This window comes from Larkinella knui (assembly GCF_003858645.1).
Classification (GTDB): domain Bacteria; phylum Bacteroidota; class Bacteroidia; order Cytophagales; family Spirosomataceae; genus Larkinella; species Larkinella knui.
Genome location: NZ_RQJP01000008.1, coordinates 33,069 through 46,933, shown reverse-complemented (window position 1 = coordinate 46,933; position 13,865 = coordinate 33,069). Strand labels below are relative to the sequence as shown.

Sequence of the window (13,865 nt, the reverse complement as noted above, 5' to 3'; positions counted from 1 at the left end):
GGTTATAAATGGATATAGAGTGCCAGTAAGTCAAATTCCGGGTTTACTATTTAATTTCTATTGACTTAATGGATTAGCAAATAAAAGTGAACTTCCTGTAAATGACTAAATCAAATGCATACAAACTACTCACCCGCTCCACATTGTTGCTTTTCTCTTACTTATTCTTGCCAATGTATAACGTCTCGACCCGTTTTTCCACTCGTCGTTTTTTCCGTTCCATCGGGGTGCATGGCCGGCTTCCATCGGGCTGCGATTGCTGCTTTCTGCTTCCATTAAATTATCCATCTTTTCCCAAATAAACTCTATGGTTTATCTTATATGAATTTGTGTTTTTTGCATGATGATTAAGCGTCCCGAGTACTGGAAAACCGCTTGGTCAGGTACGCAATGCAGAAAAACAGGTTGCTTCTTCTGGTATTTTCGATTGGAAGCTGGTTGGCCAATCCCACGCAGGCCGTTAGTCAAAATAAACTTTCGCTGGCCGGAGAGTGGCAACTTCGTCTGGATCCGGACAATCTGGGCCTGCGGGAACATTGGTGGCAGGCGGCCTATCCTGACCGGGTCAAGCTACCGGGTTCACTGACTGAAAACGGCAAAGGCAACGACGTAACGCTGCAAACACCCTGGGTGGGCGACGTCATCGACAGCACGTATTTTTTCGCCGACAGCTACAAAAAATACCGGGAGAATCCAATCAAAATACCGTTCTGGCTCAAGCCCGTCAAGTATTACGCCGGTCCGGCCTGGTACCGTCGCCAGGTCGATGTGCCCGCGAACTGGGCGAAAAAACGGGTCACGCTGAATCTGGAACGTTGTCACTGGGAAACCATGGTCTACGTCAACGGCCAGTATTGCGGCACCCGCAACAGCCTGGTGGCTCCTCATCAGTTCGATCTGACTAAATACCTGCGCCCCGGCAGCAATACCATCGCCATCCGGGTCGATAACCGCTACAAAATTCACGTCGGCCCCAACTCCCACAGTGTTGCCGATCATACGCAAACCAACTGGAACGGTCTGGTGGGCGACCTGTCGCTGACCGCCGAAGCATTGACGTATATCGACGACGTGCAGGTGTTTCCGAACCTCGCTGCCCGGGCCATTAAAGTCGCGCTTTCGCTCCACCAGCCCCGGCGACAGACTTTTCGGGGAAAGATTATTTTACAGGCCCGCAGTCGGCAAAAAGGCGGGGCGGTTCTGCCAGAACTCGAACAGCCGGTTCGTCTCACCGCCGAAGAAACCACGATTACGCCGACCTACGCCGTGGCAAATCCGCAGCTTTGGGATGAATTCAATCCGAATCTGTATAGCCTGACCGCCCGGTTGGTCGATGAGCAGGGGCAGTTGCTGTCGGAAAAGGAAGTAGCCTTCGGGATGCGCGAAATGAGCACGATTGGAACCCGCCTGGCCATCAACGGGCGGCCCATTTTTTTGCGGGGCGATGTCGAATGCGCCACATTTCCGCTGACGGGTTATCCGCCAACGACGGAACCGTACTGGGAAAAAATCATGAAAACCGCCCGGCAATACGGCCTGAATCACCTCCGGTTTCACTCGTGGTGCCCGCCCGAAGCGGCTTTCGACGTGGCCGACCGGCTTGGGGTGTATCTGTACGTGGAGAGTCCGCTCTGGGCCAACCAGAGCAGCGCCGTCGGAACCGGTGGCGTGGTGGATGATTTCATTTATCAGGAATCGGAGCGTATCCTGAAAGCCTACGGCAACCACCCGTCGTTCTGCATGATGTCGTACGGCAACGAACCGGCCGGACCCGATCAGAACGAGTTTCTGGGCCGCTGGGTCGACCACTTCAAACAAAAAGACAGCCGACGGCTCTACACCAGCGGAGCGGGCTGGCCGATGATTCCCGAAAACCAGTTTCATATTCACTCCGACGCCCGCATTCAGCGGTGGGGCGAAGGGGTAAAAAGCATTATTAATCAGGGCACTCCGCGAACGAGCTACGACTGGCGGGAGATCACCAAAACGTCGACGGCGCCCTACGTCAGTCACGAAATTGGACAGTGGTGCGTTTATCCGAATTTCAAGGAAATTGCCAAATACACGGGCGTGGTTCGGGCGACCAACTTTGAGATTTTCCGGGAAACACTGGAAGCCGCGGGCATGGGCGATCAGGCGGAAGCGTTTCTGCATTCATCCGGTCGTTTGCAAACGCTCTGTTACAAAGCCGATATGGAAGCCGCGCTGCGTACGCCCGGTTTTGCCGGGTTTCAGTTGCTGGGCCTGCACGATTTTCCGGGACAGGGTACGGCGCTGGTTGGTGCGCTGGATGTTTTCTGGGATTCGAAAGGGTATACGACCCCGGAAGAATACCGCACGTTTTGTGGTCCGACGGTGTTGCTGGCGCGGATGGACAAGCTCCTTTACGAAAACAACGAAACGCTCCGGGCGGCTCTGGAAATGGCCCATTTTGGCGCGGGCGAGTTGACCAACCAAACCGTCGTCTGGCAGGTACTGGATGCCGCCGGAAAGGTCAAACGCAGCGGGTCGCTGGCGAAAGATAAAGTAGTCCTTGATAATCTCCAGTCGATTGGGAATATTCAAATACCGTTAGCGGGTTTCAAAAAGCCGGAAATGCTCACGCTGAAAGTAATGTTGAAAGGAACCGATATTACGAATTCCTGGAATTTCTGGGTGTATCCGGCGGGCGTCGATGCCGATGCGGCAGCGGGCAAAGTCATTGTGGCCCACACGCTGACGCCCGATGTTGTGAATCAACTGCAAAATGGAGCCAACGTGCTGCTGTTGCCGTATGGACACGTCAAAAAAGGCAAAGGCGCGGAAGTGGAGATCGGGTTTTCCAGTGTTTTCTGGAATACATCGTGGACCAAAGGCCAGGCTCCCCACACGCTGGGTCTGGTTTGCAATCCCGCGCATCCGCTGTTTGCCGCCTTCCCGACTGAAGCGAGCAGCAATTACCAGTGGCAGGATCTCGTCAGTCATTCCCAAACCATCATCCTGAACGAGTTTCCGAAAAACCTCCGTCCGCTGATTCAACCGATCGACACCTGGTTCGAAAACCGCCGGTTGTCGCTGGCTTTCGAGGGCCGGGTCGGCAAAGGGAAACTGATGATTTGCAGCGTTGATCTGGAAACCGATCTGGCCCGGCGACCCTCGGCGCGGCAGTTGAAATACAGCCTGCTGACGTACATGAACAGCAACCGGTTTCAGCCCGCCAGCGAACTGAACATCGATCAGGTGAAAAACCTGTTTCAGGAAGAAACGTCGATGATTGTCCCGGCCGGCAACCACTAAAAGCCTTGAGTAACTACCACCATCTATGATAAAACAGGTATGAATTTGCAGGAAGTAAGCGTTTGGGAGGAAAAAGTTTTCATTCCGACCTACGGCGTGGGGGCCCCCGAAAAGAATCCGATGTTTCTGGAAAAACGGGTTTATCAGGGCAGCAGCGGAGTGGTATATCCGCACGCCGTGATTGAAAAAATTGAAGACCACAAGGAAGATCGCCCGTATCAGGCGCTGTTTCTGGAAAATCGTTACCTGAAAATCATGATCCTGCCCGAGTTGGGCGGACGGATTCAGATGGCGTATGATAAAATCAAAAACCGCCATTTTATCTATTACAACCAGGTGATCAAACCGGCGCTTGTGGGGCTGACGGGGCCGTGGATTTCGGGCGGTATTGAGTTTAACTGGCCCCAGCACCACCGACCGAGCACGTTTGAGCCGGTGGATTTTACGACCGAAACGCATCCTGATGGCTCCAAAACGGTTTGGGTCAGCGAAGTCGAGCGGATGTTTCACACCAAAGGCATGGCCGGTTTTCGGCTCTATCCCGACAAAGCCTACCTCGAAATTCAGGGCGTTTTGTACAACCGGACTCCGCTTCCCCAGACGTTTTTGTGGTGGTCTAATCCGGCGGTAAAGGTCAACGACCAGTACCAATCCGTCTTTCCACCGGATGTCTACGCGGTTTTTGACCACGGAAAACGGGATGTATCTTCGTTCCCGATTGCCACCGGAACGTACTACAAAGTGGATTACTCGCCCGGAACGGACATTTCGCGGTATAAGAACATTCCGGTGCCGACGTCGTATATGGCCATTGCGTCGAAGTACGATTTCATGGGCGGCTATGAACACGACAGCCGGGGTGGTTTGCTGCACGTGGCCAGTCACCATGTGTCGCCCGGCAAAAAACAGTGGACCTGGGGAAATGGCGAATTTGGCTACGCCTGGGATCGCAACCTGACCGACGAAGACGGACCGTATATCGAGTTGATGACCGGTGTTTTTACGGATAACCAGCCCGATTTTTCGTGGATCATGCCCAACGAGGAACGGACGTTTGTGCAGTACTTCATGCCGTACAGCGAAATTGGGATTGTTAAAAATGCTACCAAAGAAGCCGCTGTTAATCTGGAAGTTACCGAAAATGCCATCAAACTCAGTGTGTATTCAACCGCCCAGTATGCCCGAGCGGCCATCCGGTTAACGAACGATAATACGGTTATTTTTGAGCAACGGGTCAACCTTGCGCCGGAGCAGCCGTTTCTGCACGAGGTGTCGTCTCAAATTGACAATCAAACCCAGCTCCGCCTGAGCGTAGAAACCGCCGACGGCCTTGAACTGGTGGCGTATCGACCCGACCAACCCGCCGAAACCACCGTTCCGGAACCGGCGCAACCTGCCCGAGATCCGGCCGATGTTGAAAATAACGAGCAATTGTATCTGACGGGTTTGCACATCGAGCAATACCGCCACGCGACCTACGCGGCCACCGATTATTACCGGGAAGCCTTGCGTCGCGATCCCGACGATGTTCGGTGTAACAATGCGCTGGGGCTGTGGTACCTCAAACACGGGCAACTGGCGCACGCAGAGCCGCATTTCAGACGGGCCATTCAGACGCTGACCAAGCGCAACCCCAATCCGTACGATGGCGAACCGCATTACAACCTCGGACTGTGTTTACAACTGCTGGGGCGGTATGACGAAGCGTTCGACGCGTTTTTCAAAGCCACCTGGAATGCCGCCTGGCAGGACACCGGTTTTCTCGAACTGGCCCGGATTGCGACCCGGCGGAAGGCCTACGCGCAGGCCGTGGAGCTGGTCGGGCGGTCGCTGGTGCGCAACTGGCACGGCCACTCGGCCCGCCATCTGAAGGTGGCGCTGCTCCGTAAAACCGGTAAAACCGACGAGGCCTGGCGGCTCATCGACGATACGCTGGCGATTGACCGGTTTCATTTTGGCTGCCTCTTCGAAAAATCGCTCATCGAGCAAACCGCCGACCCGGCAACTGCGGCCCAGACGCGGCAGGAGCTCAACCGGTTGATGCGGCATTACGTCCATAATTACCTGGAATATGCGCTGGATTACAGCCGGGCCGGTTTGTACGACGAAGCCATCGACCTGTTGACGGAACTGCTGCAACCCGGCAAAGCCGTTTATCCGATGGTGTATTATTTTCTGGCCTTCTTCCACGCGCAGTCCGGCCGGGCTGATTCCGCGACTGATTTTCTCAGAAAAGCAACGGAGGCCAGTCCGGATTTCGTGTTCCCCAACCGTCTGGAAGAGGTAGCGGTTTTGCAATGGGCGGTTTCGTATCATCCCGAAAATCAGACTGTTAATCATTCGCACACCTGGTATTTTCTGGGTAATTTCTGGTATGCCAACCGGCAATATCCGGAAGCCATCGACGCCTGGGAGCAGTCGGTTCGGCTGGACGATACGTTCCCTACGGTGCACCGGAACCTGTCGCTGGCGTATTACAACAAGCTGCAACAACCCGACAAAGCGCGGACGGCCCTGGAAAAAGCGTTCGCGCTCGATCCCGGTGATGCGCGGGTGCTGATGGAGCTGGACCAGTTGTACAAAAAGCTGAATTATCCCCACGCCGGGCGGCTGGCATTGCTGGAAAAACACCTCCGCATCACCGAAGACCGCGACGACCTTTATTTAGAGCGGGTTACGCTGTATAATCAGTTGGGGGATTACGAAAAAGCCCGGCAGCTGCTGGCCGCCCGGCAGTTTCATCCGTGGGAGGGTGGAGAAGGCAAAGTGGTGAGTCAGTACCTGATTTGCCACCTCGAACTGGCGAAACAGGCGCTGCTCGAAACCAGGTATCCGGCAGCACTGGCGCTGCTGACGGCCGCCGAAACGTATCCGGTGAATCTGGGCGAGGGCAAACTTTTCGGGGTGCAGGAGCCCGATATTTTTTACCTGAAAGGACTCGCCTACGAAGGCCTGGGGGAAACGCAAACCGCCCGGGCGTGTTTTGAACGGGCATCGGTGGGACTGGATGCGCCGGTGCAGGCGGTTTTTTACAACGATCAGCAGCCCGACAAACTGTTCTATCAGGGCCTGGCCCGCAAGAAACTGGGGCAGACACAGCGGGCCGAACGCATTTTCAACCAGTTAATTGAGTACGGAGAAACGCACCTGAACGACGTAGTCAAGATCGATTATTTCGCGGTATCGCTGCCCGATCTGCTGGTTTTCGATGCCGACCTGAACGAGCGGAACCGCATCAGTTGCCAGTACTTAATGGGACTGGGGCATCTGGGTTTGGGGAATGGGCATATCGGGCGGGCAATTGCCTGTTTCGATGCCGTGCTGGCGAGCGACCACAACCACCAGGGGGCGGCTTTGCATCGAAAAATGGTCGAGTTTCTAACGACGCAGGAAGTGTCGGGTTAAGATTTCCGGAGCTTGCGGAAGTCGCGCGGAGAAACGCCCATGACGTTGGAAAAAACCCGGCTAAAATGGTACGGGTCGCCATAGCCGATCTGATAAGCGACTTCCTTGATGCGTAAGCGGGTGTTTTCGAGCAACCGACACGCTTCCTGAATCTTTAAAAACGTAAAAAAATTGATGGGCGCACTCTGGACTTTGGTCCGAAAAACCGTCGAATAATGCGAAGCCGACATCCCCGCGACCTGCGCCAGTTCCTCCAGGCTGAGGGTTTTGCTCAGGTTCTCTTTCATGAACGCAATGGTGCGGCTAATGGGGTCGTTTTCGGGTTCGGTGAGTGGGTTGGGATTGTAAACCGCGTTGTTGAACGTGGCCAGAAACCGGGATAAACTGCTGTTGGCGTAGACGATGTTATCCAGGTTGAACGACATCTCCACGTGCGACAGAATGTCGTCGAAGAGTTGAAAACGTTCGGGCTGGGGCGACACCGTCACCGGCGAAGAATCGGCCTCCTGCCGGATAAAGTCCAGAAAATGGTGCGCCCGGGAGCCGGTAAAATGCAGCCAGTAAATGGTCCACGGATTCTGGGCGTCGGTACCGTAGCGGTGGGCAACATCGGCCGGCAGAATAAACGCCTGGTTGGGCTTGACGACGTATTTCCGGTCGTTGAGAAAATACCAGCCTTCGCCCTGGATGCAGTAAATAAGAATGTGTTGCGGGCTGCCTTTCCGGCGTTCCCGGTCATGAAAGGCGGCTTTCGGATAATACCCAATATCGGTAATGTATAACGACTCACAAAGCGGATGAACGGCAATCACTTTTTTCAATTCACCGGGGAGCACATAACTGCGCTGTCCCGCAAAGCCTTCTTTCTTTTTGAGCATATCGTATTTTTATCTAGGTAATGCGAAAAAACCGATGCGTAAACATACGCATCACTCCCGTTTTTATTCAATAAAACACTCGAATACTTTACGAAAACCGTCATGGCAACAACTGGGCTTAACGCCAACTACATTTTCGGTATTGCCTTTATTTCGGCATTGGGCGGTTATCTTTTTGGCTTCGATTTTGCCGTCATCTCGGGTGCCCTCCCTTTTCTGCGGGGGTATTTTGGACTGAATGCCTGGTGGGAAGGATTCCTGACCGGCTCGCTGGCCCTGGGTTGTATGGTGGGCTGTGTCCTGGCCGGAAACCTCGCCGACCGCTACGGCCGAAAGCCGGGGTTGATGGTGGCCGCGCTTATTTTTGCGCTCTCCTCGCTGGGCATGGCTTTCTCCAACAGCTTACCGGTTTTCATCGCGATGCGGTTTGTCGCCGGGATCGGCGTTGGCATGGCGTCGACGCTGAGTCCGCTCTACATTGCCGAAATTTCGCCCGCTGAAGTCCGGGGGCGCAATGTTTCCATTAACCAGTTGACCATCGTGATCGGGATTCTGATTACCAATCTGGTCAACTACACCCTGGCCGACAACGGCCCCGATGCCTGGCGCTGGATGTTCGGTCTGGGCGCGGTTCCGGCGGTCTGTTTCCTGCTCGGCGTGTTCTGGTTGCCCGAAAGCCCGCGGTGGCTGGTGCAAACCGGAAGGGTTGCGGAAGGGGAGACGATTTTGCGCCGGATTGGGGGCGAATCGTTTGTGAAACAGACCGTTACTGCCATAAACCGGTCGATGGAAGGGGCCGAAAAACCGTCGTTATCCATGCTGCTGGAGAAGGGCGTTCGCCCGGCCATTGTGGTCGGAATCGGGCTGGCGGTGCTCCAGCAACTGTGCGGGATCAACGTGGTTTTCAACTATACGTCGACCATTTTCGAGACCGTTGGCGCCAACCTGGACCGGCAATTATTCGAAACCGTAGCCATCGGTGTGGTCAATCTGGCGTTCACGCTCGTGGCGATGTGGCAGGTCGACAAACTCGGTCGAAAACCGTTGATGCTCATTGGCACACTCGGGCTTTCGGTACTATACGTGGTGATTGCGCTGCTCCTGAAAACCGGGGCATCGTCGGGTTTGCTTTCGGTATTTGTCCTGCTGGCGATCAGTGTCTACGCAACCTCACTGGCTCCCATCACCTGGGTTTTAATTTCGGAAATATTTCCCAACCGCGTCCGGGGTCTGGCTTCATCGGTCGCCATTCTGGCGCTTTGGGGTTCTTATTTTATTCTGGTTTTCACCTTTCCCATTCTCGCCGAGCAGTTGGGAACATACGGACCTTTCTGGCTGTATGCGGTGATCTGCTTCGCCGGATTTTGGTTTGTTCGCCGGAATGTGCGTGAAACGAAAGGAAAAACGCTGGAAGAACTGGAAGATAATTTCGTGGCCCACTGATTCCGTAAGATTATCCATCTTAATCGAAATTCCCTCTATTGATTTAGCAAGCGAAGCCTTTAATCTTTGTAGTTATGGAATTTAGCAAATAATCATTTGCATTTTATTGGGCCTTCTATCCCACCTGGCTTCTAAACCCTTAACTGTCAACTAAACCCTTAACTCCTTCTTCCGTATGAATTATTATTTACGGTGTTTGCAAACCGCCCTGGTGCTGGTTTGCCTGACGCTAACCAGCTTTGCCCAGAGCCTGATTACGGGCAAAGTGGTGGATGAGCAAAACAGTGGCATACCCGGCGCTACGATTACGATCAAGGGCACGACCCGGGGAACAACAACCGACGCTTCCGGCGGTTTTCAGATCAATACCACACCGACCGAAACGCTGGTTTTCAGCTACGTAGGCTACGTGACGCAGGAAACTGTTGTCGGCAGCCGCACCAGTCTGACTATTAAAATGCTGACGGATACGCGCAGCCTGGAAGAAGTGGTCGTGGTGGGGTACGGAACGGTAAAAAAGAGTGATTTGACCGGTTCGGTATCGACGATCAAGGCCGACGCCATTAAGGAAATGCCGGTTATTTCGGTCGATCAGGCCATTCAGTCGCGGGCACCGGGGGTGCAGGTCACCCAGAGTTCGGCCGCGCCGGGCGGTGGCATTTCCATTCGCGTTCGGGGTGCCAACTCCATCAACAGCGGGAGTGAGCCGCTGTATGTCATCGACGGTTTTCCCATGTATCCCGACAATGGGGCCATGGGAACGTCGGGAAACCGGCAGGCCAGCAACGCCATGGCGACCATCAATCCCAACGAAATCGAGTCGATCGAAATCCTGAAAGATGCCTCCGCAACGTCCATTTACGGGTCGCGGGGTTCCAACGGGGTCGTTCTGATTACCACCCGACGCGGGAAAGAAGGCCAAAGCCGGGTCGATTATGAAGGATCGTATTCGTTCCAGAAAATTGCCCGCCCGATCGAGGTGCTGAATGGCAGTGATTATGCCCGCTACCTGAATCTGCTCGAGAAAAGTCAGGGTGGCAGTCCGCGTTTTACCGATGCGCAAATTGGTCAGATCGGGGCCGGCACGAACTGGCTCGATGCCATCTCGCAAACCGGTGCGCTGTCGAGCCATCAGCTTTCCTTTACGGGCGGTAATAAAGCGATGCGGTACGCCTTTGTCGCCAATTACCTGGACAATAAAGGGGTGGTTCAAAACACCTTTTTCAAACGCTACGGTTTTCGCCTGAACCTCGACAACGACTTCCTCAATGGCCGGGCTACGCTGAGCAACAGCTGGTCGTATAACCGGACGGGAAGCAGCAACGTCGCCACCGACCGGGGCGGTCCGGGTGGTATCATCATCACGGCCCTGGGCCTTGACCCAACCGTGGCGGTTTATGACCAGAACGGCAATTACAACTACCCCAGCTACGATCAGCGCTTCAACATCAACCCGCTGGCCGAAGCGAAAGAAGGCTACGACCGCGATAACATCAACCGCTTATTCGGAACAACGGCGCTGACGATCAACATTCTGGAAGGGCTGAAATTCCGGACCAGCATCGGGGCCGACGTGGTGGGTGCCAACCGCACGACGTTCTACAACAATTACACCTACACCGGTCGTCAATATGGCCGGCAACTGGAACGCGCCAACCGCAACGTCAGCAGCTTGCTGAACGAAAATATTCTGAGCTATAACAAGCAAATCCGGCCGGGTCACACGCTGGATTTGACCCTGGGGTATACGTATCAAAAGGAAAATAACCAGATCAACGCCGTCGCAACGCGCGGCTTGCCTTCGGACGATCCGATGTCGGTGAACATGCAGAACGGTAGCAAACCGCAGATCCCGACTTCCGGGCGGCTGGACTGGACGTTGCGGTCGTTTTTGGGCCGCGTCAATTACAACCTGAAAGACCGCTACCTGTTAACCGTAACCGTCCGTCGCGATGGGTCGTCCAAATTCGGGCCGAGCAACAAATGGGCAAACTTCCCATCGGCGGCCCTGGGCTGGCGTGTGGTCAACGAAGGATTTTTCCAGAATTCGGGGTTGAGCAAGGTGTTCGACGACTTCAAATTCCGGGCCAGCTACGGCTTGACGGGAAATTCACAAATTCCGGTATACCGGTCGCTGGGCGGTTTGGTTCCCTACAATTACGTGTTTGGAAACGGGTTGGTGGCCGGCTACGGTCCCGACCGGATTGCGAATCCCGACCTCAAATGGGAAAGCACGGCGATGTTGAATCTGGGTCTGGACATGTCGTTGCTGAATAACCGCCTGTCGATGACGTTTGATGTTTTCAACAACAAAACCACCGATTTGCTGCTGGATGTTTCCATTCCGCAGAGCACCGGTTTTAGCACCATCATGCTGAACTCGGGGTCGCTGTCGAACAAGGGAATCGAGTTCTCCACGAACTACAAAATCATCAACCGCTCGGCGTTGAAATGGGACGTAAGCGGTAATATTTCCGTATTGCGGAACAAAATCCTGGATCTGGGCAAGAGCACGCCTTTCTTCGCCAACAGCACGAGCGGTCACCTCGGCGTGTTTGGTAGCTGGGTAGAAGCTGGCAATCCGATCGGCGTCTGGAAAGGCTACAAATACACCGGACTGTTTCAAAGCGACGACGAAGGAAAAAGCTTTGCGGCCTTGGCCGGTTATCCCAAATACGAAGACGTAAACGGCGATGGCAAATATACGGATGCTGATTACCAGATCATTGGCAACCCTAATCCGAAATTTACCTGGGGGTTGAATTCGAGTGTCAAGTTCAAGAACTTCGACTTCTCGATTTTCTTCCGGGGTGTTCATGGCAACGACGTTCGCAACCTGCAACAATCGGAAATGGGCGATGGCGTTCAGAAAATCAACCAGATTGGCAACATCCTGACGGATTCGTGGACGCCGACCAATACCGGTGCAAGCCGCCCGGTGATCGACGGTCGCCGGGATTTTATCTCCTTCCGCCGGTCGTCGTTCTTTATTCAGGACGGCTCGTTTGTTCGGCTGCAAAACCTGGCCCTCGGCTACACGCTGCCGCTCAAGAGCAAGTATGTTCGTACGGCGCGGATTTACGCCAGCGGTCAGAACCTGTTCCTGATTACGAAATACAAAGGGTTCGATCCGGAAGTGAACAACCAGGGACAGAACAACCTGAACCGGGGTGACGACTACGATGCCTACCCCCGGGCGCGGATGTTTACGATGGGTGTCAATCTTGGAATCTAATTCGGTCAACTTTTCAATCTTCGCAAAACACATGAATCGTACTATAAACTCCAGAATTAAAGCCCTGCTGCTGGTGTCAGTCCTGGCCACGGGCGTCGGTTGTTCGGATTTAAAGGAGACGCCTGACTTCATTAATCCCGATACGTTTTATAAGTCCGCCACCGAACTGCAACTGGGCGTCAACGGGATTTACGACGACCTGAACTCCGGGTATTCCGGTTATTTCTACGACCGCTACGTTTTTGAATGCCTGACGGGTGATCAGATCGGTTGGGAAAAAGGGCCGTTGCAGTATAACCAGGGCAATGTCGGTTCGGGCGACGAATACATCGAAGCCTACTGGTCGATCAGTTACCGCTCCATCAACCGGGCCAATGCCGCCATCGAAATCGCCGATGCGATGAAAGATCCGACCAACGACGCGCTGGTGAAACGGCTGAAAGGGGAAGCGCTCTTTCTGCGGGCTTTCTATTACTACGGCCTGCTGAGCTACTTCGACAATCCTCCGCTGACCATCAAATCGACGAAAGGAATCAGCGAATTGCCGACCAATGCGGGTGGAAAACGCGCCGTAATCGACCAGATTTACGCCGATGCCAAAGCCGCTGCCGAAGCGTTGCCCGCAGCGTATACCGGGGCGGATGCCGGAAGAGCCACGAAATGGGCCGCAAAATCGATCCTGATGAAAGCCCAGCTCTGGGATGAAAAATGGGCCGAGGCCAAAGCCACGGCCGAAGACATCATCAACAACAGCGGGTTGCAACTGTATGAAAACTTTGGCTACAACTTCGACCTGGCACACGAAAACCAGGGCGAACGGATTTTTGAAGCCCAGGTTTCGGCAGCCGCCAACGCCAGCGAATGGGATGTGCATTCGGCCCACTTCAACCCCGAAGATTACCCGAGTGAACTGGGTGGGGCGGGCTGGAGCTGGCTGAGTGCCACACAGGAATTCCGGGCTTCGTACGACAACAAGGACAAGCGCATCGACGCGACCTTTATCGAATCGTATCCGACTGGTCGGTTGGGCAAAATAAACGGTCAGTATCCCATTGTGAAGTGGAGTCCAACGGCCGACTTTAACCTGTCGCGCTTCGGCGGTATTGTCAAAACCGATGCCAATCCGAACGATCCTTCGCAAATGGTTTTTGGCAAAGCGTGGGCGGGCAAACTGGTGGAGTTGGGCATTAATTACAACAATACCGAGAAGAATACGATCTACATCCGGCTGGCCGACATCCTGCTCGGTCACTCCGAAGCCTGCAACGAAAGCAATACGGGCGACAAATTTATGGGCATCAACAAGGTGCGAGCCCGGGCCGGTTTAGCAGCCCTGAGCGGGTTGAGCCAGTCGGCGCTGCGCGACGCCATCATCGACGAACGCGAGAAAGAGTTTGTTTTTGAGCAGGTTATGTATCCGGAACTGCGCCGGAAAAGCAAACCGGGCGGACAACCGGATTACCTGGGGGCTCACATCAATCATTACATCACGAAGTATAAGGTGGGCCGAACCCTCAAACCGCGTGATTACGTGTTGCCGCTGCCGCTGAAAGAAATTCAGGGCAACCCGAATGTGAAACAGAATCCGGTGTGGCAGTAAACTAATACCCAAAATAAATCAATCAGAA

Annotated in this window: 6 protein-coding genes; 5 read left to right on the top strand and 1 reads right to left on the bottom strand. The window is 54.2% G+C overall.

What is annotated here, in order from left to right:
* Positions 1–405: 405 nt before the first annotated feature.
* Entirely contained in the window at positions 406–3,276 is a 2,871-nt protein-coding gene (locus EHT87_RS30500; protein WP_221622100.1) for a DUF8487 domain-containing protein, read from the top strand.
* A 39-nt stretch (positions 3,277–3,315) separates the two neighbouring features.
* The gene (locus tag EHT87_RS30495; RefSeq protein WP_124910594.1) at positions 3,316–6,681 is read left to right on the top strand and encodes a tetratricopeptide repeat protein; all 3,366 of its coding nucleotides are present in this window, start codon (positions 3,316–3,318) and stop codon (positions 6,679–6,681) included.
* Here the strand turns inward: EHT87_RS30495 and EHT87_RS30490 are convergent.
* Positions 6,678–7,559: an AraC family transcriptional regulator gene (locus EHT87_RS30490; RefSeq protein ID WP_124910593.1), complete on the bottom strand. Its 882-nt coding sequence runs from the start codon at positions 7,557–7,559 to the stop codon at positions 6,678–6,680. The genes EHT87_RS30495 and EHT87_RS30490 overlap by 4 nt on opposite strands.
* A 102-nt stretch (positions 7,560–7,661) precedes the next feature.
* On the opposite strand from EHT87_RS30490, the gene EHT87_RS30485 reads away from it, so the two are divergent.
* The 3 genes from EHT87_RS30485 (at position 7,662) to EHT87_RS30475 (ending at position 13,837) form a co-directional block, all read left to right on the top strand.
* The gene (locus tag EHT87_RS30485; protein WP_124910592.1) at positions 7,662–9,002 is read left to right on the top strand and encodes a sugar porter family MFS transporter; all 1,341 of its coding nucleotides are present in this window, start codon (positions 7,662–7,664) and stop codon (positions 9,000–9,002) included.
* A gap of 175 nt (positions 9,003–9,177) precedes the next feature.
* The gene (locus EHT87_RS30480; RefSeq protein WP_124910591.1) at positions 9,178–12,237 is read left to right on the top strand and encodes a SusC/RagA family TonB-linked outer membrane protein; all 3,060 of its coding nucleotides are present in this window, start codon (positions 9,178–9,180) and stop codon (positions 12,235–12,237) included.
* A 31-nt stretch (positions 12,238–12,268) separates the two neighbouring features.
* Positions 12,269–13,837, top strand: a complete 1,569-nt coding sequence (locus EHT87_RS30475; RefSeq protein ID WP_124910590.1) for a RagB/SusD family nutrient uptake outer membrane protein — start codon at positions 12,269–12,271, stop codon at positions 13,835–13,837.
* Positions 13,838–13,865 lie beyond the last annotated feature (28 nt).

Bases quoted from the DNA above. Each gene is read 5' to 3' on its own strand.
- EHT87_RS30495 (WP_124910594.1), top strand. From the start codon at position 3,316: ATGAATTTGCAGGAAGTAAGCGTTTGGGAGGAAAAAGTTTTCATTCCG.
- EHT87_RS30490 (WP_124910593.1), bottom strand. From the start codon at position 7,559: ATGCTCAAAAAGAAAGAAGGCTTTGCGGGACAGCGCAGTTATGTGCTC.
- EHT87_RS30485 (WP_124910592.1), top strand. From the start codon at position 7,662: ATGGCAACAACTGGGCTTAACGCCAACTACATTTTCGGTATTGCCTTT.
- EHT87_RS30480 (WP_124910591.1), top strand. From the start codon at position 9,178: ATGAATTATTATTTACGGTGTTTGCAAACCGCCCTGGTGCTGGTTTGC.
- EHT87_RS30475 (WP_124910590.1), top strand. From the start codon at position 12,269: ATGAATCGTACTATAAACTCCAGAATTAAAGCCCTGCTGCTGGTGTCA.